Raw genomic sequence first — 20,087 nt, 5'->3', positions numbered from 1 at the left:
GGAGGAATATCCATGCCAAAAAAAACATTTTTGAAACTGCCGCCAGAGAAGCAGCAACGAATCCTCAATGCGGCCGCGGACGAGTTTATTGAATATAAAGACCAGTACGAAAAGAGCAGTGTCAATCGCATTGCAGACAGGGCCGGCATCTCCGTCGGCAGTATCTACAAGTATTTTTACGACAAAGACGACCTGTTCTTCTGCGTTTTTAACAGCAACAAAGCGCAGCCGCAGACTTTGGCGGAGTCGGATACGCTGTATGATTATTCCAAAAAAGAAATCGGCTTAGATTTAGAAGCGAGTCAGGTGGGCAATGACCTTGCGAATATTATTTTTCAAAACACCAGCCTCTTTCAGGGCTTAGTGTTCAGCGATACGGCAACACCGGATTATCTGGAGAAACTGAAGGACTATCTGGCAAAGGACCAAAAGCGCGGTATTTTAAAGGATGATGTCGACTTGGAGGTAGCCGCCTATCTTTATTCCACCATCGAGTTCAACGCTTACCAATACTGTATCGCCCACGATCTCGATTTTTCTAAGGATACAGAAATCCTGCGCAAGATGACAGATATGTTTTTCTTCGGCATCTATCGTGATGATGCCGAAGCGAAGATAAAGAAAGAATAATTGTGTATATCAAGCGCACTAAAAAGGGATTGCGATTACAGTAGCTTTGCTACTGCTTCGCAATCCCCTCTGTTTTTTATCTTCCATTCTTGAAATACTCGATTTCTTCTCTCGTCAGTTTTCGGTAATGGCCTTCTGCAAGTCTTCCCAGTCTGACGTCGCCGATGGCGATGCGTTCCAGGCTCTGCACGTTGTTGCCGACAGCTTTGAACATTTTGCGGACCTGACGGTTTTTGCCCTCGTGAATGGTGATGTCCACCACCGTGTTCCGCGGATGACCTTTGACGATCTCCACCTTCGCCTTTGAGGTGACAAAACCGCCGATGTCCACCCCTTCCCTGAGTTTCGCGCACTTTTCATTTGACAGTACGCCGGCTACCACAGCGCGGTACGTCTTTGTCATCTCGTGTTTGGGGTGAGATAACGTATAGGCAAAATCCCCATCGTTTGTCATGATCAGCATGCCCGACGTATTGTAGTCCAGACGACCCACCGGGAAAATCCTCGCATCCACATCCTGGACCAGGTCCATGACGGTCAGCCTGTCCCGATCGTCGCTGACGCTGGTAATGTAACCAACCGGCTTGTTAAGAAGGATGTACACCTTCTTTTCCTCAGCCTCAATTCTCCTGCCGTTGACTTCCACCACATCGCCCGTGACAACGTCATAGCCCGGCTCCTTTAAAATCAGACCGTTGACTTTGACGTTGCCATTGGCAATCAGTTCATCTGCTTTTCTGCGGCTGGCTACACCAGCCTGTGCAATATATTTGTTAATTCTCATTGGTTTTTTCTCCGTTCACTTTGTCTTTAGTGATTTTAACACAAAACGCGATTAATTGAAAGCGTTATATATTCCCGTAAGCCCTGCTGTCTCTATGCGGTCTGCGATTTTCTCTATGTCCGTGGTGTAAAGCCCGGTCTCCTTCATGTGGGCAAAGAATTCATCTCCCGCAAAGGTGATCATGCCCCCGTCTGGTTTTTCGTATGTAAGAAGAGAGCCGATAGCGGTTGATTCCGGCAGTGTAATCAGTGTTTCACCGCGCGCTGCTCTGCCCGCATTGTGCCCGGCCAGGGAACCAGTAGAAATAGCCTCTGTATGTCCGATGAACAGTCCGGATTTTTCACCGCCGCAGAACAGATTCTCGACGTCCTTCACCTTCATGAAAGGATCTCGTTCCGTAACGGCCGTATACCTGATGGAATTTCCCTTTCCGCCGGCATAAGGATCGACGAACCGGGCATTTTCAAAACCTTCTACCTGGCGCAGCTCCGCCAATGGGAAGTACGGCGTCATCATCTTGGCATAGCCCGTGTCGATCAAAATCACATTCTCAGCAAAAGGCGGCAATGCGTATTGACGACATACTTTCTTCGAGAGCTTGCTCTCGTTGATCAGTTCTTTTGGCAACGGCACGACTGCGACGCCCTTTTCATTGAGTTCTTTTACGATTTTCTCTGACAGGCTGGATTTTTCCAGCTTGCAGGAACCGCTGAAAGCGCCCGGCGTACCGTCAGCCCGCTTTCCATAGTAGTCATGGCCACCGGCTTTTTCCGAAATGCTGACGCGAGGGCCAAAAGCAGGACAGCGTAATACGCACATGCTGCAACCGTTGCCGAACTCCATACAGTTTCCCATAGGGCCTGTAGTTCCCGTACAGTCGACAAAGACGTCGCCGTCAAAGCGTTCGCCGTCCGCCGATTCCAGTGCCGTAATTCGATCGCCCTCTTTGACAACGTCTGTGATCCTCGTTATCAGATGTACTTCGATATCCATTTCTCTCATTAGCCGCCTCACTTCTGGCTCCACTTTGACGACATTGTAAAAAGTTGCGTGGTCGTGACCTGGGAAATTTACGTTTTTGTGGGTCGCGCATTTATCTGTAATAGCAAAGAGCTCGTCTGCGCCCATCGCTATATTTTCTTCGGTCGCAGTAAAACGGCCATTGTTTCTCATGATTCCTCCAACGTTTCCTAGTCCCAGAAGCAGATCTGTCCGTTCCAGTATTTCTACCTCCGCTCCCATTTTTCTTGCTGCGATGGCGGCAGCACAGCCAGACCAGCCGCCGCCGATAATTACGATTTTTGCCATATGAACCTCCAATTTACTTTTCCGAGTATCGGGGATCACGCACATAACGCCTGATATGTGCTATTTTCAAGGAAATTATGGCAGATTTCAGCGCCATCAGCAGGATATTCTCAAAATTACGCTCATAAATTAGGGCTTTTGTATTGATTATCCTGAAATTTTTGTTTCAGCTTATAAAATCATCCCATTTTTCCCGCTATTGGCCTTTAAACCACCTGAAAATCTGCCCAAATTTAGAAAAAAACATCTTTTTATGGCATTTCTCCCGAAAACGAAAGACAGCATACCCCTTTAGGGTATGCCGTTTTACATCGTATCCCCGTATAGTATTCATATGATACTGGGGCACGTCTATATGTCATTTTGTTGGAAGAATTAATAAGCCATAGGCAAAACGTAGATGGAAATGCACAGATAATGGAGCACGCTGCCCGCCAGGACAAATAAATGCCAGATGCTGTGCATGTATTTTACGTTCTTCAAGGCGTAAAATACCAAACCGCCTGTATAGCTGATGCCGCCGATGAGAAGCAGCCAGAATGCCGGTGCCGGCAGAACATGGATGATGTCCTTGAACACAGCCAAAATCGACCATCCCATGATGACATAGAGTACCGTACCAAACTTCTCTGTCTTTTTCAGATCGATGGCGTTGAGCACGATGCCCAGAATTGCACAGGCCCATACTGCGATGATTACCGCAAGTCCCCTGCTGTTTCCTGCGAGGGCCACCAGACAAAACGGCGTATAACTCCCCGCAATTAAAAGGAAGATCGATGTATGATCGAAAATCCTCAGGATTTCTTTTGCTTTCGGATTGGCTACTGCGTGATACACCGTTGACATGGTGTAGAGCACAATCAGAGAGATTCCGTAAATCAAACTGGCCGAAAGCGCCAGTCCGCTGCCGTGGGCCACAGACATGACTGTCATCAGCGCCGTACCGCCAATTGCCAGAAGCGATCCCACGCCGTGAGACACGCTGTTGAAAATCTCCTCCCCTGCCGTATATCTTTTTAAAGTTCTATCTGCCATAAAATCAGCCTCCTGCTATTAGATTCTAATCATATTCTATGCAGAATATGATTTTTTATGTTCGTAAATATAATTTTCATTACTATATTATAATACATTTATAATCTTATTTTGTCAAGTCGCCAATCACATTTTTCCTGTTGTAAAACGCAGGCAAAAGAGATAAGATAGCAATAGCAAGGAGGTACCATCCATGTATCAAGGAATTATTTTTGATTTAGACGGCACTTTATGGAATTCTACGCTGCAGATTCTGCCGGCGTGGAACATCGTCTTACAGCGCTATAACATAGAACACAGGCTCAGTCACCAGGATATCAAAGGCTGTATGGGAAAGACGGCTGTACAGATTGCACAAAGAATACTGCCAGATGAACCACTGGAACGAAGTCTCCAAATTGTTAAGGCCTGCTGCCAGGAAGAATTGATATATCTGCAAAAGAGCGGCGGCACGCTATATCCGCATCTGGAAAAAACACTTCGCACTCTGGCCGGGCAGCACGATTTGTTTATCGTCAGCAATTGCCAGGAAGGTTATATCGAAACTTTTCTGAACGTCCACAAATTCAATCACTATTTTAAGGATTTTCAATGGGAGGGCAGCCACGGCCAATCGAAAGGTGAAAATATCAGAGATCTCATGATGCGCAATCAGTTGACTGCGGCGGTTTATGTAGGGGACACCCAGGGCGACCTGGATGCCGCAGATCTGGCTGCAATCCCCTTTATTCACGCTGCCTACGGGTTCGGACAGGTAAATCGCAGCGTACCTGCCATTCACGTATTCACAGAACTGCCGTCTCTCTGCCTCTAGCGGGACGGCCAGCAGCGGCTTTTGCTCTTCCCCTGATCCTGCTGGCAAACTGTTTCTTCTAATCTTGCCAGCGCATAAATAGCATCAGACAAGCGGTTGACATATTTCAGTAATACGTCACGCACTTTTATCTCCTCCGCGGCGGCAATAATCGTTCTTTCCCCTCTTCTTACAACAGTTCTCGCCACATGGAGAACCGCAGAAGCTGCGTTGACCCCTGGGATTACAAACTCAGTCTGCACGCCTGTCGTCAAGGTGCAGCGGTCTACCATGCCTTCTAGTTCCGTAACCTCCTTGTCGCACACCACATCATCACCTAAGAGCTCCAATCCTTTTTCATCGCTGGCCAGTTCTGCCCCTACACGAAACAGCGTATGCTGAATCCGATCGATGCACTCTTTGATATAATCGTTGTGCGTCAGCGCATAGGCTACTCCTAGCACGGCATTCACTTCGTCCATGGTGCCGTAGCAGTTTACCCGTGCACTGTCCTTTCTGACTCTGCTGCCGCCCACCAGGCCGGTTTCCCCTTTGTCTCCCGTTTTCGTATAAAGATTTGCCAAATTCATCACATCCTAAATTATCAATTTTGTCATTAGGATATGTAGAAACTCCATATTCTATACAAAAACAGGAAATCATTTTTAATTATAAATAAGCGCTTTCTCAAAAACCGCCCTCCGGTAAACACTATTTTCCGCAGATGATTTCCGGCAAGCAAGGTCCATTGCGGTTTTTTAGGTCAAACCACCGAAACGATTAAAAAAGTATAAATTCAACATGGTTCTAACCAATAAAAAACGTGGAAATGACGGAATCAAAGATTCCTATTTCCTCATGTCACCCGTAAAGGGCGACTCTTCGCAAGGTACGTTCTTTGCCTTTTCGCCCCAGCTTTAGCCGGCCTGGCGAAACGGACAGCGAAAGGCGCGTTAGCGACTGGAGGAGTGAGCGGAGCGAACGATGAAACATACAGAAATCCGTCCTTCGGACGGTATTTCCTATGTTATAAAAAGGGGCTGCATCTGCAGCCCCATGTAACACGTACTTATTCACCTTTGTAATATCTACCCAGAGCGTCGGCGCCCATGATGGCGGCGTAGACGTCTTCCGGCGTCACTGCAAACGGCATGTTGCCCAGGGTGTCATTTTCCCCAGCAGCCAGCTTTGCGACTTCCATGATCTGATCTGCTTTGACTTCTTTGATGCCCAGATCTGCCAGGGTCACAGGCAGTCCCACTTCCATACAGAAATCCAGCACCTCTGCAATCTCATCCTCAGGCGCATTCTCAAGGACCAACTGCACCAAAGTACCGAAAGCCACTTTCTCGCCATGGTACAGGCTGTGGGTTTCTTCGATAGCCGTCAGCCCATTGTGAATGGCATGAGCACCCGCTAAGCCGCCGCTTTCAAAGCCGATGCCTGACAGATAGGTATTTGCTTCGATAATATTTTCAACCGCCTTGGTGCATACGCCCTCCTTGACAGCCAGCATGGCGTTGATACCGTCTGTCATCAAAGTCTCGTAGCACAGCTTTGCCAGAGCCATGGCAGCCAAAGTGGCTTTGCCTCCTACGCAGTTGGATGCGTCAGACTGCAGGCAGGCTCTCGCTTCAAAATAGGTGGCGAGCGCATCTCCCATGCCGGAAATCAGCAGGCGCACCGGCGCTTTGCTGACGATGTCTGTATCTACCAGAACCATGTTCGGGCTGGCAGGCAGGAACAGGTATTCTTCGAAAACACCCTCATCTTTATAGATGACGGACAGAGCGCTGCAAGGCGCATCAGTGGAAGCGATGGTCGGTACGATGACCACCGGCATGCCCAGATAATGGGCTGCTGCCTTTGCTGTATCGTGGATTTTTCCGCCGCCGATGCCGACGATGACCTCACTTCCTGCCGCCTGGCAGGCCGCTTTGACCCGTTCGATCTCCGTCTTGCAGCATTCACCGTTAAAAGCTTCGTAAACAATCTCCGCATCCCCCTGGCCGAGAGCGATTGCAGGTTCCACTCTTTTTCTGCCGGAAGGGCTGGTAAGAATAAAGAGTTTTTTACCAAAGTTGCCCGCATGGGCGCACAAGTTTTTCAGTTCCCCTTTGCCCTGCACATATCTGCTGGGACTTCCAATGATTTTGGCCATAAATTTACCTCCTTTGATATCACATACAACACAATAATGTATCCATTATTACTGATGAGCATATTTTACCACAAAAAAATGCCCTCAAACACAAAAAGCTGTGAGGAGGACATGTTTTTTATTTGTACTAGTTTGTTTCTGCAACCTGCATCATGATGGCGCATTCCATCCGCTTCTTGAAGAGCTGGCAGCCGTAGTCGTAGACGCCTTTGATGGAACCAGTCGCGTGATAGGCATTGGCTGCACAGCCGCCGCTGCAGTAGAGCCTCGCCCAGCAGTCCTTACATTCTTCGCGGGCATAAACGTTGCACAGTTTGAAGTCCTGACGCACTTCTTCGTTAACCACACCCTGCCAGATGTCGCCCATCTTGTATTTCTCGTCGCCTACGAACTGATGGCAGGGGTAGAGGTCGCCCCAAGGAGTCACGGCAAAATACTCCGTCCCGGAACCGCAGCCGGAAATTCTCTTGTAGATACATGGTCCGTGTGTCAGATCGATCATATAGTGGTAGAAGGTGAAGCCCTTCCCCGCCTTCTTGCGCCGGATCATCTCCTTTGCCAGAATCTCATATTGTTCAAAGAGCTTGGGCAGATCTTCCTCGGTCAGAGCGAAGGGATCCTCCGGCGGGCAGACCACCGGTTCCATGGAAAGCTCCGTAAAGCCCAGATCGGCCATATGGAAGATGTCCTCCGTAAAGTCCACATTGTTGTGAGTGAAGGTACCTCGCATGTAGTAGTCTTTGCCGCCCCTCGCTTCCACCAATTTCTTGAACTTGGGCACGATCATGTCATAACTGCCCTGGTCATTGATGGTCCTGCGCAGCCGGTCGTGAACTTCCCTGCGTCCATCCAGGCTGAGCACCACGTTGTGCATCTCTCTGTTGGCAAAGTCGATGACGTCGTCGTCGATGCCCACGCCGTTGGTTGTCAGCGTAAACCGGAAATTCTTGCCGTGGGCTTCTTCGATGCTGCGGGCATAGCGCACCAGATCTTTGACCACCTGCCAGTTCATCAGCGGCTCTCCGCCAAAGAAATCCACCTCCAGGTTTCTGCGGTCTCCCGAATTCTCGATCAAGAAGTCCAGCGCCCGTTTTCCTGTCTCGAAACTCATCAGACCTCTTTCGCCGTTGAAGTTGCCCTGGCTGGCAAAGCAGTATGTACAGTTGAGATTGCAGGTGTGAGCCACGTGAAGGCACAGAGCTTTGACCTCTGTATGGCGGTTCTTCAGATCGTAAGCATTGGGTTCGTAGATGTCCTCAGAGAACAGCTTTTTCTGTCTTCTCAGTTCCTCGATATCGTCAAAGACTTCTAAAATATCCTCGCGGGTCACGTCGGGCTGTCCGGCGTACTTTTCTAAGATCTGTGCTGTCAGTGCTTCTTTTTCTTCAGAAAAGTAATCGTGGATGATGTCATAGGCAACATCATCCACTACATGTACCGAACCGCTATAAACGTCTAAAACGATATTGTATCCGTTCAGTTTATATTGATGTATCATTAGTTCTTCTTCTCGCACTCCTGGTTTGCAACGCCGCAGGAAGTCTTGCAAGCTGACTGGCAGGAAGTCTGGCACTCGCCGCAACCGCCGTCCTTGATGCTCTTCTCTAAATTTCTCGTTTCTATTGTCTTGATTCTTTTCATTTTTCATCTCGCCTTTCTATGATAATGTACTCATTCTATCTTAACGATTTTACCCCGGATTGTCAAGTCTCAAAGGCTTCGGCTTTCCTGCCTATGACCAGACAAAAAGAAACATTATGCTCTATTGGGATGCTGAGCATAATGTTCCTAGGAAAAAGTTTTATGTAGTTACGAAAAAGGACATGTGTGAAACAATCTATAATGTGTGTCCTTGATGTACTGATGATATTTTACATCAAAAAAGTCGAAAAATGTCATTTTTAGTCCGAAATGTAGAAATTTCTGTTCAAAATGCATATTATTAAAACAAAAACTTTAAATATGCGTCTTTTAAATCCTTTCCGCAGCTGCGGGAAATAGGAATTCTTTGGCCATCGCACATCAAAATATCACTTCCTATGATACTGCTTATGTGTTCCAAATTTACGATATAGGCCCTGTGCGGCATAAAAAAACGTTCGTCATCACTTAACAGCTCATGCAGCGCAGCGAGTGTCGTTCCTGTTTCAATCTGCTCTCCGCTGAGCAGCGTAATCCCCCTTCTCCTGTTAAAGCTTTCGATGGTAACAATGTCAGAGGCAGCAACTTTTCTCAAGCCGCCTTTCACTTTAATAATCAAAGGCTGCCTGTCATTGCGTTTTAACTTTTTGATAGTATCCTCTAAGATCCTGTTGAAGTCTTCTTTGATGATGGGCTTTACAATATAGTTGGATGCATTTACACCAAAGGCATCCACGCCATATTCTCTGGATGAACTCGCAAAAATAATTTCGCACGGTTCTTTTCGCTGTCGAATCTTCTTCGCCACTTCAATGCCATTGATGTGCGGCAACACGATGTCCAAAATTATTATGTCAAAGCTGCAGCTTGCTTCAATACAGTCCAGCAGATCATAAGCGGACTGAAATTTTCGCAGATTTATCGCGTATTCAGGATTTGATTCTGCAAATTCTTTTACCAGGTCAAAGGCATACTCCAAGTCCTCAATCCGATCGTCGCAAATACAGATTTTAATCAACTGTGTCACCCTCTTTTCTTCTTACGGCAACGCCGCAGGATCGTGGAATTATTTTACCACGGTAATTCCTTTGGATTTAGAATCGTTTACCGTGATTCAATGATTCCTTCCTCTCGGCAACGCCGCAGGATCGTGGAATTATTTTACCACGGCAGTTCCTTTGGATTTAGAATCGTTTGCCGTGATTCAATGAACGCATCCTTGCAGCGAAGCTGTAAGATCTTTGCATTCATTATACCATACCATCGCGACAAAGGACAAGGGTGAGCCATATGAAACTGGCAGACATATACAAGTGCGGAACCTTCCATCACTTCACCTATTGTTAACAAAGGTTTTACACATGTTTGATTGCGGTCTACGCTCTCCTGCAGTATGCTGAAAGCAGAAAAGAACGGAGGTAATAACTATGAAAACCAGAACTTTATCTGTCATCAAGGTACTGCTTGTTGCTGCAGGAATTTTGCTCTTCTGCATTCCCGCCTTGTTAAATCTGGATGCAAACACATATAAGATGTATATCCCGCTCAGCGTAATAACCACGTCTTTGGGAGTGATTATCCCCCAGCTGCTCCTATGCATCAACACAAAAAGAAACAAGCACTTGCAGCAAAGTGCTTGTTTTTTATTCGTTTTAGATTCTCGCCTTACATCTATGTATCGTCTTGCCCGTCTCATCGTCATAGGTGCAGGCTCCGCAAACGCCCTCACCACAGCACATGTTGCCGCTGGTCGGTCTGACGATCTTCTTTCCTGCTGAGGGTTCGACCTTGTCAGCGTAATAAGGTGAAGTCAGTGAAAGAATATTAATCTTCCCGGTCTGCGCCATCTGCTCCATGTTGTTCAAGACCTCTGTGCTCTCCAGTCCACCGCTGGCGAAGTCTTTGACGTGGATGGAATCCACTGGCAGATCTCCAAAATAGTCTTTAAAGAAGTCAAATCCCACTTTGTCGAGGTCCACATAGAGGTTCATGTTTTTCAGCCACTTGCTGTATCTCGTTCCTCCATCTAAGAAGTTACGCAGGGGCGCCATGGCGATACCCTTGGCGTAAATCAGTGATCCTTCCGGTTCTGCATCTAACCCGCCCATGCCGGACAGAGCATTGTAGTAGACGCCTCTCACGCACAGGGTCTTCTCTGCTGCCAGAAGGCTGCCGCTCTTCGGTCCGCAGCTGGAAACACCCAGGTGCAGCCGCTCTTTCTCTGGCTCTGCTTTCAGCACGGAAACAGGCATTCCGTACCATTCTTCACTTTCTGATGCTCTGACAAATACATAGGCTCCTGCCGTCTGCGCTTTCTGACAAAAACCCTTGTCTGCCTTGAGCACGAACACTTTGAAGTTCTCGCCGTACTGCTTTATCTCTGCGATTTCATAAGTCTTATCCTGTCGTGCTTTAACCAATTTTCTGGCGTTCTGCTGATACAGTGTATAAATGCATGATCCCTGCCAATTGCAATCTTCGCAGCTGCCGCCCCGCAGTTTGCTGCAGACAAGGCATTTTCCGTATTCGGCAAGGGCGCAAGGACAGCCTTCTCTTCCTGCGTCGATACATCCGTTATTTTTCATTGTTACACCCCTTTACGTTGAATCCGTAGTCCATCAGACTATAAGCGTCGTTGAACCAGTCTCCATCGTTGAGGACGACGCAGATCATCTCCACATCTCCCCGTTTTGCCGAAGCGACCAAAGTCCTGCCGGACGCTTTGGTAAAGCCGATTTTGATGCCCGTGGCTCCGTCGTACTGGAATACGGTCTTATTCTTATTTGTATACTGTTTCCACGTTTTTGTTCCTACTACTTTGCGAAAAGTTTTGTTTTCCATCGCACATTTGGCAATTTTCGCTAAATCTCGCGCAGTCGTATAGTGGTTTTCATCAAAGAGTCCGCTGGGATTCACAAAATTCGTGCCTGTACACCCCAAACGCTCCGCTTTTTCGTTCATCATCCGGATAAAATGTTCCAAGTTGCCTCCCATACAGGCCGCCAGCGCTGTTGCTCCGTCATTGCCCGAACGGAGCATGACCCCATAGAGCAGCTCTTCTATGGTTTTCTTCTCATTCTCCTTCAAGTATAGAGATGAGCCTTCCACGCCTACCGCCACCTTGGGAATGGCCACTTCTTCATCAATACCGATGCCGCTCTCCTTACAGACATCTAGTGCGACCAGCGCGGTCATGATTTTGGTGGTACTGGCCGGATACCCCTTTTCATCAGCATTTTTCTCAAAGAGAACCTCGCCTGTCTTACCGTCGATCAAAATCGCCTGCTGGGCGCTGACTGACGGCGGCGTGGGCAAGTCTGCCGCAGTAACCTTACTGCCTGGTTCAGATAGATAGCCAAAGATCATCAGACCAAAGATGAAGGCTAAAATCACACAAATAATTATCAATACCTTTTTCATAAATAAAAAAATCTCCCTTACCAATATATTTTCGTAAGGGGGATTTATGAATGATTTTTTGGTTTGAGTGAAGGTTGTTTGTGGAGGGGGAGGATGAGGGATGAGGCACGTCCGCTGGTTTTAACCCCAGAGAACTGAAGTTCAAACTGCGAAGGGAGTACGGACCTAGCATAGCCTAAGTTAGACAATAGATGTTCTGCTCGCCATATCTTATGCTTTTTTCTCTAAGAACCGCATCAGACCTTCAAGTCCTATCAGAATATCCTCGTAGGTATCGTCAAAGTTCCCCGTATACCAAGGGTCAGCGATGTCCCGATCCTGCCCTGCGAAATCCAGTAGCTTGTAGATTTTGTTCTCTGGGTCTTGTTTGATGATGCGCCCGAGGCCACGAATATTTTCCTGATCCATTACAATCAAGTAATCAAAATCATCATAGTCGCCGGGTGTAACCTGGCGGGCGCCACGGCGTTCAAAAGGAATGCCCGCCTCACGCAGTTTTGCCTTGGTACCGCGGTGAATATCGTTGCCGATTTCCTCACGGCTGGTAGCCGCCGACTCGATGTGGAATTGGTGTTGCAAGCCCTTGCGAGCGACCATATCCTTTAGCATGAATTCCGCCATCGGTGAACGACAGATGTTGCCGTGGCACACAAAAAGTATCTTAATCATAATTAAAAGTCCTCCTAAAATGTACTGATTTGCTTATGTTTTGGCAGGTTATCGCAGTTTCACGACACTTCAAAAGTAAAGCCGCTTTATACTTTCTTCCGTGTCAAGAAAATCCCAACGATCGCACCGATAAGAATGATCGGGGCTAATCTGACAAACAGCCATTCAAATGCGTGTAAAGCTGCAACGGCAACGGCTGTTTCAGAGTCATGATAATCCCAACCCAAGTAAGAACTATTCAATACGATTAAGACCGCAGAAATGATTACTATGGCCACACACAAGGAGATCAGCAGCCAATGGAGCACTTTGCGCCTCGTGGTCTTCCTCTGTGCCAACTGCAAGTTTATAATCTCCAATTTTTCAGAAATCACCTTTAAATCATCAGCCTCAGGCTCAATCACAGTTTCGCCAAGCAAAGTGCTCACGGGTGTTTCAAGTGCCTCTGATATGGAAATTAGCATATCAGAATCAGGGACTGACAGTCCTTGCTCCCATTTAGAGATTGTCTGTCTCACCACATTCAGCTTGATGCCTAGCTCTTCTTGCGAAAGTCCTTTTGATTTTCTGATTGCTTTCATGTTTTCATTTAACATTTTGAATAACCTCTTTTCCTCATTCGTTAACGCCATTGTATTAGGAACTGCCCGTTGCTGCAAGCAATGCATATTAACATGGAAGCCTTATTGTAAATTATCAGTTCCTACAGAAAGCCTTTGTTTCAAAGTTCTACGCCTCACATCAATCAAGAGTATACCCTATTTTCGGAATAGTAGCAATACTATCAGAATGATGTAATCAGAACAAGTAGAACTTCACCCGTGTTTATTTGTGAAATTCATTATTTTTTCTCATCACGTGATTACAATTTGATAAGAATGACAATAAGACAATGGTCATGTCATTGGTATAGAGAATGCTGATCAAGTAATTTTACAACTGAATAACATGATCCGCGATTCGATCAAACCTGATATAACAAGGAACAATTCAGGAAGCGAAATATACCATTTGACGCTGCTAAAATGCAGACCCTCGGCATGATATCTCAAGATGGCATTTACTCCAATATTACTCTGCTTTTATCGGACCAGTGCAGTCATACGATAAAAGCTGCCACATTTACCGGAACAGATAAGACCACATTTCAGGACAGACGTGAATTTATTTCTGTCGGTGGTTTGCCTATTGGCATCACTCTGGATAATATTATGCTCGGTCTTTCCGTTTGTAAAAATCCAAAGTTGGCAGCAATTTTCTATCGCCTGGAACCGATTGAGGCCTACGGTACTGGTATGCCAAAGAGAGTAAAAGCATACGGCAAAACTGGTTTAGAGCCTAAAATCGAAGTAACCAATAACGCTTTTAAAGTCACCCTGCCAAACTGCTACACCTCAGCTAATGTAAATATTACAATCCCTGCTGCACTAAAAACTGAAGCGAAGCACATCATGGTTGAGCTCCTTCAGGCATTGATTTACATTGAGCTCATGATACACATTCATATCTATTGGTAAAATTCTTTCATACTCTCATACTTTTTCTCGACACTATAAGCCAAATCTAGTAAATTTCGATTTACTTATTTACGATTTACTTATGTTACAAAAGTTTTAGTCACTTTCTACCTCATACGTCAGTTTCTCATCTTCTAAAAAATGCAGGAACTCATCGCTGCCATCATCAATAATTGAAAAATGAGTTTTTGAACTCGGTACGGGATTTCTCTCATAATAGTAGTATCCTCGATGAAACAACCCCTCCCCCACATTTACCTTTATCTTATCTCCTGTTTCTAATTTTCTGTATTGTTCAAAAGTCACTTCAATAGGAAGATCCTCTTGCCCTTCAAAGTCCCCGTATACATAAAAAGCATATTCCTCAATCATCCTTCCACTAACAGCGTAGGCTTTCTCCTGAACCTCTACGTCAACTGACTTTATTTCTCCCGAGTCAAAGGTCACCTCCACAAAGTCCGCTGCATTGATAAAAGACAAAATCCAGAAAATACTTACCGCTGCTATGGCGATCTTATATTCTTTGATATCATCGCCCTTCCGCACAAAAGTCAGCACTCCCATTAAAACCCCAAGGCAAATCGGTATAACCAGGCTGACCTCTTCAATCAATTGACTCTTCGATCCCAACACAAAGACAAGCATCGGAAGAATGACAATCCCCAATACAACAAAAAAACTAAATTCGTAGTTCACGAAGACAAGTCTCAATAACAAGTACAGGATAATCAACGCAAAATAGGAAAAAGCTACGACTTTTTCAATAAGCTGTGATTGGTTAACAGTGGTAACTGCCACAATGATAATTGAATAAATCGTCATACACACGCCAACAGCGTCAAGTTTAAAATATCGCTTTATTTTCGTCACACACGTACCTCCCTTCATTTCTCAATCGTTACACCCCTTTCACACCTAATACCCCGGTACCTAACCGTAACATATCTCACATCTCTAGTCGAAACCAAAAAATGGATCTCATAGCTTCCATCCGTCAGCAGATACACTTCATCATGGACATACGTACAATTTGAAGTGCGGCGCCCCTGGTCTTCATAGGTACGTATATACAGCCCTTTTTCCCGTTCAAAAGAAATCACGTCCTTGAATACAATCTTACGATATGGACGGGCGCCTTCCTTACAAAAACCATCTTCACGAATCACCATGACAACATCTTTTCCATGTCGTCTCAGGAACAATATGCAGCTATCGTGCTGCGGAAGAGCCACATAAACCTCTCTGGGGATTTGCTTTCGCTGCTTGCTCCATTCTCTTTCTGCCCTCTTATTGATGGCTCTCAATGCCTTCTGATTCGCCCTTTCCTCCATCTTTAGCAGCGAATAGACACTCTCAGGCAGCAAGTTCAGCGCCAGCAAACGCCTGTCCACCTTTTCCAGCACCCATCCCGGAAATCTGCTGCCGCCATACTTCATGCGGGTTCTGTAGCTTTCTTCAAACAGCCGAATCGTCTCCGAGGGGTCAAAGGGTGGGCGGTTCTCATATTCTGTCTGCGCTTCCCTCTGTTCCTTTTCCAGATGTGATTTCACTTCCTCAAAAGACTTTGGTCTGATAAAACTTCCCGTTTCCTCATCGACAAAAATCCAATCTTCCAAGTCGGTGCTCTCAGGATCAATATCCGATGCGTCAAAGAGAAAAAAAGGCGGTTCATTATAGCATTTCTTTTCCTCTGCAATCATCTTCTTCAATGCTTTATCGTAAAAAGCCTTGATTTCAGCCTCCGAATAGTCCTGGTCGGGAATCTTCTTCATTCCGAAAGTATAGTTGGTTTTCTGCATCAGATCATACCATTCTTTTGTATAATATCTCATTACAATTCCCCCTCACACTGTCTGCTTTGCTGCCAGCTCTGCCACCGCCGAAATGCACGGGTTATCGCTTTTCTTCCAAATCAGGTTTTCTTCTTTTCTCGGTGCGTCTTTCAGCGGAACAAAGACGACCGCATCCGTTTGCAAAGCTTTGTGTTCATCTGCCAAAACGGTCACGCCCCGCTTTGCCGCAACCATCATCAAAAGCTCTGGAAAGGAGTTTGCTTCATAGTTCAAGTTGGGCGAAAGGCCTGCCTCCCTTGCAAGTTCAATGATCAAATCGTGCTCCCTGCCAGAGACCATGTAAGAAATGGCGAGAAAGTTTTCGTTTTTCAGCTCTGTGAAGGAAATCTCGTCCCTCTCTGCCAGCCTGTGATCCTTTGGCAGAACCGCACAGTTTACACTCTCGCAGACCCGAAGAAACGCCAGATTTTCCGCTCTGGGCCAGTCGGAAGAAAAGATAAAGTCCACTGCATCGTTATCCAGCGCCCGCAGCAATCCGTTGGGCGGGAAGAACTTCAGATCTGCCCGTATGCCCGGCTGCTTCTCGTTCAAGACGGAAAGCAGACTGATTGCAGCGGCATCATAGTGGTCAGAGGGCAGACCGAAAACCACCCTGCCGTTCAGTGTGCCAGATGCGGATTTTGCGTTGTTGATCCCATGGCGCAGCGTGTGCAGCAGCTCCCTGCAGGTGTCCGCGAAAGCGATCCCCTCCGCCGTAAGGGTTACCGTCCTCGTATTGCGATGCACCAGGTCCAGGTGCAGCTCCTTCTCCAGCGCCTGAATGCTCTTGCTCAGTGCCGGCTGTGAGATGTAAAGCTGATTCGCAGCCAGTGTGTAATTCCTGCACTGCGAAAGCGCATAGAAATGTTCCAGTTGATCAATGGTCATGACGCACCTCCTTAACCCTACTATACCAAAGCGGCCGCAGGCTGGCAAGACACTTATTCCAAACAGTTATTAATTTTAACAAAAACGATGCATTTCACTTTTTAATCGACTTTATATATAATCTAATCAATTGAAGAAAGGAATCCAAACAAATGAGAAAAAATCTACGAACCCTATTAGCGGAAAACGACTGTCTATTCGGTTGTTTTGTCCAAATCCCCTCACCAGAAATCGTCGAAATGGCACGGCACTTTGACTATGTCATCATCGACGGCGAGCACGGTCACATCTCCCATGAACAGATGTTATCTATGATTCGCGCCGCAGAAGCTGTGGACCTGGCTGTCATGGTGAGAATCTCTGACATCGACCCCATCCTGATCAACCAGGTCCTGGACATGGGCATCACCAGTCTCCTGGTGCCAAACGTCAGCAGCAAAGAAGACGCTGTCACCCTTGTAGACGCAGCCTACTATCCGCCTCTGGGAAATCGCGGCGCCTGCCCCTTCACCAGAGCCAACTACTACGGCAGCGATACCCCCGCCGATTATTACAAAAAGACCAACGAGGATCTCTTCATCGTTGCCACCATCGAAGACGCGCAAGGCCTTGCGGAGATGGAAGACATCATCAGCCTGGACGGCATCGACTGCCTGGGCACCGGGCAGTTTGACCTGTCCGTCTCCCTGGGCGTTGCCGGCCAGATCGACCACCCAAAAGTACGCGAAGCCGCAGCAAAGGCAGAAGTTCTCGCCGAAAAACATGGCAAAATCTACACGAGTATGATCATGGAACCCTCTGACAGTCGGGACATCACAGGCAAAGCCTGCCGCCTAATCATGTGCGGAAGTCCTGAGATACAGATTCAGAATGATCTCCAGGACACCGCCCGCGAGGCGAGAACGAATCTCCAGATCTAGTAATGAAGAAAGGTAACAAAATGGATAAGAAAAGCAAACAATATTACATAGGAGCCGCCGTCATGTTCCTGTTTTCCTTCCTGCTGCCAAGCTTTGTCTCTCCTTGGGCCGAAGGCATTACTGACGCTGGTGTCACCATCGTCCTCATCTTTGTCGGCACCATCATCGGCCTGATTGCGACCAACGACTGTATTCTTGCCGCCCTGTTTTCCATGTGCGCCCTGGTCTATAGCGGCATCTTTGAACCGGCAGGCGTCATCGGCGCTTTTATCGGAAACCCGATGGTATGGCAGGTCATGACCCTCTTCGCCCTGAGTTACGTCATCGTCCGCGATGGCACCGGCGAAACCATCGCCCGCTTTATTTTGACCAGAAAAGGCTTCCAGAAGCGTCCGCTGCTCATCATTGCCGTGCTGATGATCACCATGGCAACGGCTGCCGTCTTTGTCGGTGTCTTCGGCGCGCTGATTATCTGCTTCGTCCTGCTCAAAAGCATCTGCAAAGAGGCCGATATCGACCCGAACTCGCAGTTCGGCCGCCTTCTCTATCTGGGATGCTTTACCAGCGCCTGCGTAGGCGTCAATATCATGGGAAAGATGAATGCACTCCACTGGGCGACGGCGCAGTTCTTTATCGACGGCACCGGCGTTGACATCCCACCCTACGCCTTCTCCCTTTACTCCCTGATTCTGCTGGTAGTATTCATCTTCGTGTACATCCTCTCCATGAAATTCATCTTCAGATGTGACATGAACAAGCTCCCCGGAGTAGCCCTGATCCAGGTTCTGGGTACAGACAACACGAACCCGAGCCGCAAACAGCTGATCCCGCTGCTGGCATTCCTCCTCATCGCGGTCTACACCTTCTTTTACGGCTTTATCCCCGAGAACCTTCCTGTCATCTCCGGTCTGAAAGGCATGGAAAACATCGTCTTCGGCTGCGCTGTCATGGCGGTTCTCGCTCTGGTCCGCGTAGACGGGGAGCGCATCTTTGACTTGAACGAAGCCTTTACCAAAGGCATCAACTGGCCTATCTGCCTTGCTATCGGTTCACTTGCAACCTTGGGCGGACAGCTTCTGGCAGACGACTACGGCATCAAAGGCTGGCTGGTCGGCGAACTGGGAAGCACGATCACGGCCTCCTCGCCGTTGGTCCTTCTGGGGATTGCCATCGTCCTTTCGACGGTACTTACAAACTTTTTCTCCAACACGGCTACCATGTACATCATGAGTGCTTTGGTTGCATCCCTCTGTATGCCGTTTCTTGATGCAGGCTATAACATCATCGTATTTCCTGTGGCAATCAGCACCAGCGCACAGATGGCGTATCTGACCTTTGCTTCCTCTGGGCAGGCGACGCTGCTGCTCAGCGAAAAGAATATTACCAACAAGTTCATCTGGTCATCGGGCCTTCTTGTCCTGGGACTTTGGATGGTGTCTGCTTTTGTCACCTCCAGCATCCTGCTCATGCTTTAAGAAAGGAAGGGAGGTATAGCAAATGAAATTTCCAACTCATGTGAACATCCACGAGGTCTGTCCCAGGGACGGCTGGCAGCGGTATCACCAGCTCCTGCCCACAGACATCAAAATCTCTCTGATCAAGTCGATGATCGATTACGGCTGCAACGAAATCGAGCTGGGGGTTTTTTCCAGAATCCCAAAGCTGACCAGGCAGTATCAGGATATGGAAGCCCTTGCTGCAGCCATCCTGCCCTACGCCAAAGAACAGGGCGTAAAAATCACCAGCCTGGTCAACGATTACGAGGATGCACGCCGTTCGCTTGACCTGGGCATCAGCAACGTATCCTGTTTCCTCTCCGTCAGTGAGGAATTCGCCAAAGGCTTTGACACCACCGCTGACAAGAGCTTTGCCGATCTTGCCGCAATCGCAAAGCTGCCTGGCGCCAACGTGACCCTGGCACTGGGCGCCGTCTTTGGCTCCCCCTTTGGCGACGAGACGCCGGTTTCGCGAAGCATCGCCTATGCCAGACGCGGCATAGAACTGGGCGCTTCCGCCATCGGCCTTGCAGATTCCGCCGGCATGGCAGCCCCCGATCAGATCCGATCCACCCTCTGTGTATTCCTGGATAGCTTTTCGCCTTCACAGCTATCCATCCACCTCCACGACACCGAAGGCTTCGGCATGGCCAACGCTTACGCTGCCTTGGAAGGCGGCATTACGGACTTTGACACGTCCCTGGGCGCCATGGGCGGGTGTCCCGTCATCCCGAACGCCAGAGGCAACATCGCCACGGAGGACTTTGTCAATCTCCTGAACAAGCTGGGCATTGGTAGCGACGTGGATCTGGGCAAATGCGTCGCTGCATCTCTTGCAATGAGCCGACGCATCGGAAACCCCGTCATCAGCGCCAAGGCGGAGCTCGCCAAGGTGCAGCAGTAGTGCATGTCATTAATAGCATCCATTTTAAAAGCCGCTCCGGTTTCCCGTGAGCGGCTCTTGTTTTCAATCCGATAGATTTCCGATTCCTA

21 protein-coding genes are annotated in these 20,087 nt (G+C 47.7%); 6 read left to right on the top strand and 15 right to left on the bottom strand.

All coding sequences use genetic code 11. The features are described from left to right. The first annotated feature begins 12 nt into the window (after positions 1–12). The gene (locus BN6539_RS07005) at positions 13–630 is read left to right on the top strand and encodes a TetR/AcrR family transcriptional regulator (RefSeq protein ID WP_067535727.1); all 618 of its coding nucleotides are present in this window, start codon (positions 13–15) and stop codon (positions 628–630) included. 76 nt (positions 631–706) lie between these two features. On the opposite strand, the gene BN6539_RS07000 is transcribed toward BN6539_RS07005, so the two are convergent. From BN6539_RS07000 to trhA, 3 genes are all read right to left on the bottom strand, one after another. After that, positions 707–1,414, bottom strand: coding sequence for a pseudouridine synthase (locus BN6539_RS07000; protein ID WP_067535723.1), 708 nt, complete (start codon positions 1,412–1,414; stop codon positions 707–709). A 51-nt stretch (positions 1,415–1,465) separates the two neighbouring features. After that, positions 1,466–2,767, bottom strand: a complete 1,302-nt coding sequence (locus BN6539_RS06995) for an FAD-dependent oxidoreductase (protein ID WP_330385060.1) — start codon at positions 2,765–2,767, stop codon at positions 1,466–1,468. 330 nt (positions 2,768–3,097) lie between these two features. Continuing rightward, positions 3,098–3,757 carry a PAQR family membrane homeostasis protein TrhA gene (trhA, locus tag BN6539_RS06990; RefSeq protein ID WP_067535717.1) on the bottom strand — a complete coding sequence of 220 codons (660 nt, stop codon included), beginning with the start codon at positions 3,755–3,757 and terminating at the stop codon, positions 3,098–3,100. A gap of 193 nt (positions 3,758–3,950) precedes the next feature. Between trhA and BN6539_RS06985 the strand changes: the two genes are divergently transcribed. Then, positions 3,951–4,571 carry an HAD family hydrolase gene (locus tag BN6539_RS06985; protein ID WP_067535714.1) on the top strand — a complete coding sequence of 207 codons (621 nt, stop codon included), beginning with the start codon at positions 3,951–3,953 and terminating at the stop codon, positions 4,569–4,571. On the opposite strand, the gene BN6539_RS06980 is transcribed toward BN6539_RS06985, so the two are convergent. From BN6539_RS06980 to BN6539_RS06940, 9 genes are all read right to left on the bottom strand, one after another. After that, a complete protein-coding gene (locus BN6539_RS06980; protein WP_082907468.1) occupies positions 4,568–5,134 on the bottom strand; it encodes a cob(I)yrinic acid a,c-diamide adenosyltransferase in 567 nt (188 codons plus the stop codon). The two genes, BN6539_RS06985 and BN6539_RS06980, sit on opposite strands and share 4 nt — an antisense overlap. Before the next feature lie 485 nt (positions 5,135–5,619). Further along, a complete protein-coding gene (locus BN6539_RS06975) occupies positions 5,620–6,711 on the bottom strand; it encodes a glycerol dehydrogenase (protein WP_067535708.1) in 1,092 nt (363 codons plus the stop codon). A gap of 127 nt (positions 6,712–6,838) precedes the next feature. Beyond that, complete coding sequence (gene scfB / locus BN6539_RS06970; RefSeq protein WP_067535704.1) at positions 6,839–8,209, bottom strand: thioether cross-link-forming SCIFF peptide maturase; 1,371 nt, start codon at positions 8,207–8,209, stop codon at positions 6,839–6,841. Continuing rightward, positions 8,209–8,352 (bottom strand): six-cysteine ranthipeptide SCIFF, encoded by a 144-nt coding sequence (gene scfA / locus BN6539_RS06965; RefSeq protein WP_067535701.1) that lies wholly within the window; start codon positions 8,350–8,352, stop codon positions 8,209–8,211. The genes scfB and scfA overlap by 1 nt, the downstream gene beginning before the upstream one ends. A 301-nt stretch (positions 8,353–8,653) precedes the next feature. After that, positions 8,654–9,379 carry a LytR/AlgR family response regulator transcription factor gene (locus BN6539_RS06960; protein WP_082907394.1) on the bottom strand — a complete coding sequence of 242 codons (726 nt, stop codon included), beginning with the start codon at positions 9,377–9,379 and terminating at the stop codon, positions 8,654–8,656. A gap of 625 nt (positions 9,380–10,004) precedes the next feature. Next, positions 10,005–10,937, bottom strand: a complete 933-nt coding sequence (locus tag BN6539_RS06955; RefSeq protein ID WP_067535694.1) for a hypothetical protein — start codon at positions 10,935–10,937, stop codon at positions 10,005–10,007. Further along, on the bottom strand, positions 10,927–11,772 hold the full coding sequence (locus BN6539_RS06950; protein WP_067535689.1) for a D-alanyl-D-alanine carboxypeptidase family protein: 846 nt from the start codon (positions 11,770–11,772) through the stop codon (positions 10,927–10,929). The genes BN6539_RS06955 and BN6539_RS06950 overlap by 11 nt, the downstream gene beginning before the upstream one ends. Positions 11,773–11,982: 210 nt before the next feature. Beyond that, complete coding sequence (locus tag BN6539_RS06945; RefSeq protein ID WP_067535686.1) at positions 11,983–12,441, bottom strand: low molecular weight protein-tyrosine-phosphatase; 459 nt, start codon at positions 12,439–12,441, stop codon at positions 11,983–11,985. An 86-nt stretch (positions 12,442–12,527) separates the two neighbouring features. Beyond that, positions 12,528–13,037 carry a helix-turn-helix domain-containing protein gene (locus tag BN6539_RS06940; RefSeq protein ID WP_067535683.1) on the bottom strand — a complete coding sequence of 170 codons (510 nt, stop codon included), beginning with the start codon at positions 13,035–13,037 and terminating at the stop codon, positions 12,528–12,530. Between the two features lie 429 nt (positions 13,038–13,466). Between BN6539_RS06940 and BN6539_RS06935 the strand changes: the two genes are divergently transcribed. Further along, positions 13,467–13,958, top strand: a complete 492-nt coding sequence (locus BN6539_RS06935) for an ATP-binding protein (protein ID WP_067535680.1) — start codon at positions 13,467–13,469, stop codon at positions 13,956–13,958. A 96-nt stretch (positions 13,959–14,054) separates the two neighbouring features. Here the strand turns inward: BN6539_RS06935 and BN6539_RS06930 are convergent, their stop codons facing one another. From BN6539_RS06930 to BN6539_RS06920, 3 genes are read right to left on the bottom strand one after another with little or no spacing between them, the layout of a single operon-like run. Beyond that, complete coding sequence (locus BN6539_RS06930) at positions 14,055–14,828, bottom strand: hypothetical protein (RefSeq protein WP_067535677.1); 774 nt, start codon at positions 14,826–14,828, stop codon at positions 14,055–14,057. 14 nt (positions 14,829–14,842) lie between these two features. Then, positions 14,843–15,790: a DUF4085 family protein gene (locus BN6539_RS06925; protein WP_067535674.1), complete on the bottom strand. Its 948-nt coding sequence runs from the start codon at positions 15,788–15,790 to the stop codon at positions 14,843–14,845. Positions 15,791–15,802: 12 nt separating this feature from the next. Further along, on the bottom strand, positions 15,803–16,678 hold the full coding sequence (locus tag BN6539_RS06920; RefSeq protein ID WP_067535671.1) for a LysR family transcriptional regulator: 876 nt from the start codon (positions 16,676–16,678) through the stop codon (positions 15,803–15,805). Between the two features lie 152 nt (positions 16,679–16,830). Here BN6539_RS06920 and BN6539_RS06915 point away from each other — a divergent pair, with 152 nt between their 5' ends. The 3 genes from BN6539_RS06915 to BN6539_RS06905 are packed head-to-tail and all read left to right on the top strand — an operon-like array spanning position 16,831 to position 19,998. Continuing rightward, complete coding sequence (locus BN6539_RS06915) at positions 16,831–17,598, top strand: HpcH/HpaI aldolase family protein (RefSeq protein ID WP_067535668.1); 768 nt, start codon at positions 16,831–16,833, stop codon at positions 17,596–17,598. Positions 17,599–17,618: 20 nt separating this feature from the next. After that, positions 17,619–19,073: an SLC13 family permease gene (locus BN6539_RS06910; RefSeq protein WP_187375465.1), complete on the top strand. Its 1,455-nt coding sequence runs from the start codon at positions 17,619–17,621 to the stop codon at positions 19,071–19,073. 22 nt (positions 19,074–19,095) lie between these two features. After that, entirely contained in the window at positions 19,096–19,998 is a 903-nt protein-coding gene (locus BN6539_RS06905; protein ID WP_067535662.1) for a beta/alpha barrel domain-containing protein, read from the top strand. Positions 19,999–20,087: the final 89 nt, after the last annotated feature.

This window comes from Emergencia timonensis (genome assembly GCF_900086585.1).
GTDB lineage: Bacteria > Bacillota > Clostridia > Peptostreptococcales > Anaerovoracaceae > Senimuribacter > Senimuribacter timonensis.
Note: the sequence above shows the minus strand (reverse complement) of the source record. Positions and strands in the feature narration are given on the sequence as shown.

Excerpts from the sequence above, each read along its gene's own strand:
- BN6539_RS07005 (WP_067535727.1), top strand. The coding sequence starts at position 13 with ATGCCAAAAAAAACATTTTTGAAACTGCCGCCAGAGAAGCAGCAACGA.
- BN6539_RS07000 (WP_067535723.1), bottom strand. The coding sequence starts at position 1,414 with ATGAGAATTAACAAATATATTGCACAGGCTGGTGTAGCCAGCCGCAGA.
- BN6539_RS06995 (WP_330385060.1), bottom strand. The coding sequence starts at position 2,767 with ATGTGCGTGATCCCCGATACTCGGAAAAGTAAATTGGAGGTTCATATG.
- trhA (WP_067535717.1), bottom strand. The coding sequence starts at position 3,757 with ATGGCAGATAGAACTTTAAAAAGATATACGGCAGGGGAGGAGATTTTC.
- BN6539_RS06985 (WP_067535714.1), top strand. The coding sequence starts at position 3,951 with ATGTATCAAGGAATTATTTTTGATTTAGACGGCACTTTATGGAATTCT.
- BN6539_RS06975 (WP_067535708.1), bottom strand. The coding sequence starts at position 6,711 with ATGGCCAAAATCATTGGAAGTCCCAGCAGATATGTGCAGGGCAAAGGG.
- scfB (WP_067535704.1), bottom strand. The coding sequence starts at position 8,209 with ATGATACATCAATATAAACTGAACGGATACAATATCGTTTTAGACGTT.
- scfA (WP_067535701.1), bottom strand. The coding sequence starts at position 8,352 with ATGAAAAGAATCAAGACAATAGAAACGAGAAATTTAGAGAAGAGCATC.
- BN6539_RS06955 (WP_067535694.1), bottom strand. The coding sequence starts at position 10,937 with ATGAAAAATAACGGATGTATCGACGCAGGAAGAGAAGGCTGTCCTTGC.
- BN6539_RS06950 (WP_067535689.1), bottom strand. The coding sequence starts at position 11,772 with ATGAAAAAGGTATTGATAATTATTTGTGTGATTTTAGCCTTCATCTTT.
- BN6539_RS06945 (WP_067535686.1), bottom strand. The coding sequence starts at position 12,441 with ATGATTAAGATACTTTTTGTGTGCCACGGCAACATCTGTCGTTCACCG.
- BN6539_RS06940 (WP_067535683.1), bottom strand. The coding sequence starts at position 13,037 with ATGTTAAATGAAAACATGAAAGCAATCAGAAAATCAAAAGGACTTTCG.
- BN6539_RS06935 (WP_067535680.1), top strand. The coding sequence starts at position 13,467 with ATGCAGACCCTCGGCATGATATCTCAAGATGGCATTTACTCCAATATT.
- BN6539_RS06925 (WP_067535674.1), bottom strand. The coding sequence starts at position 15,790 with ATGAGATATTATACAAAAGAATGGTATGATCTGATGCAGAAAACCAAC.
- BN6539_RS06920 (WP_067535671.1), bottom strand. The coding sequence starts at position 16,678 with ATGACCATTGATCAACTGGAACATTTCTATGCGCTTTCGCAGTGCAGG.
- BN6539_RS06915 (WP_067535668.1), top strand. The coding sequence starts at position 16,831 with ATGAGAAAAAATCTACGAACCCTATTAGCGGAAAACGACTGTCTATTC.
- BN6539_RS06910 (WP_187375465.1), top strand. The coding sequence starts at position 17,619 with ATGGATAAGAAAAGCAAACAATATTACATAGGAGCCGCCGTCATGTTC.
- BN6539_RS06905 (WP_067535662.1), top strand. The coding sequence starts at position 19,096 with ATGAAATTTCCAACTCATGTGAACATCCACGAGGTCTGTCCCAGGGAC.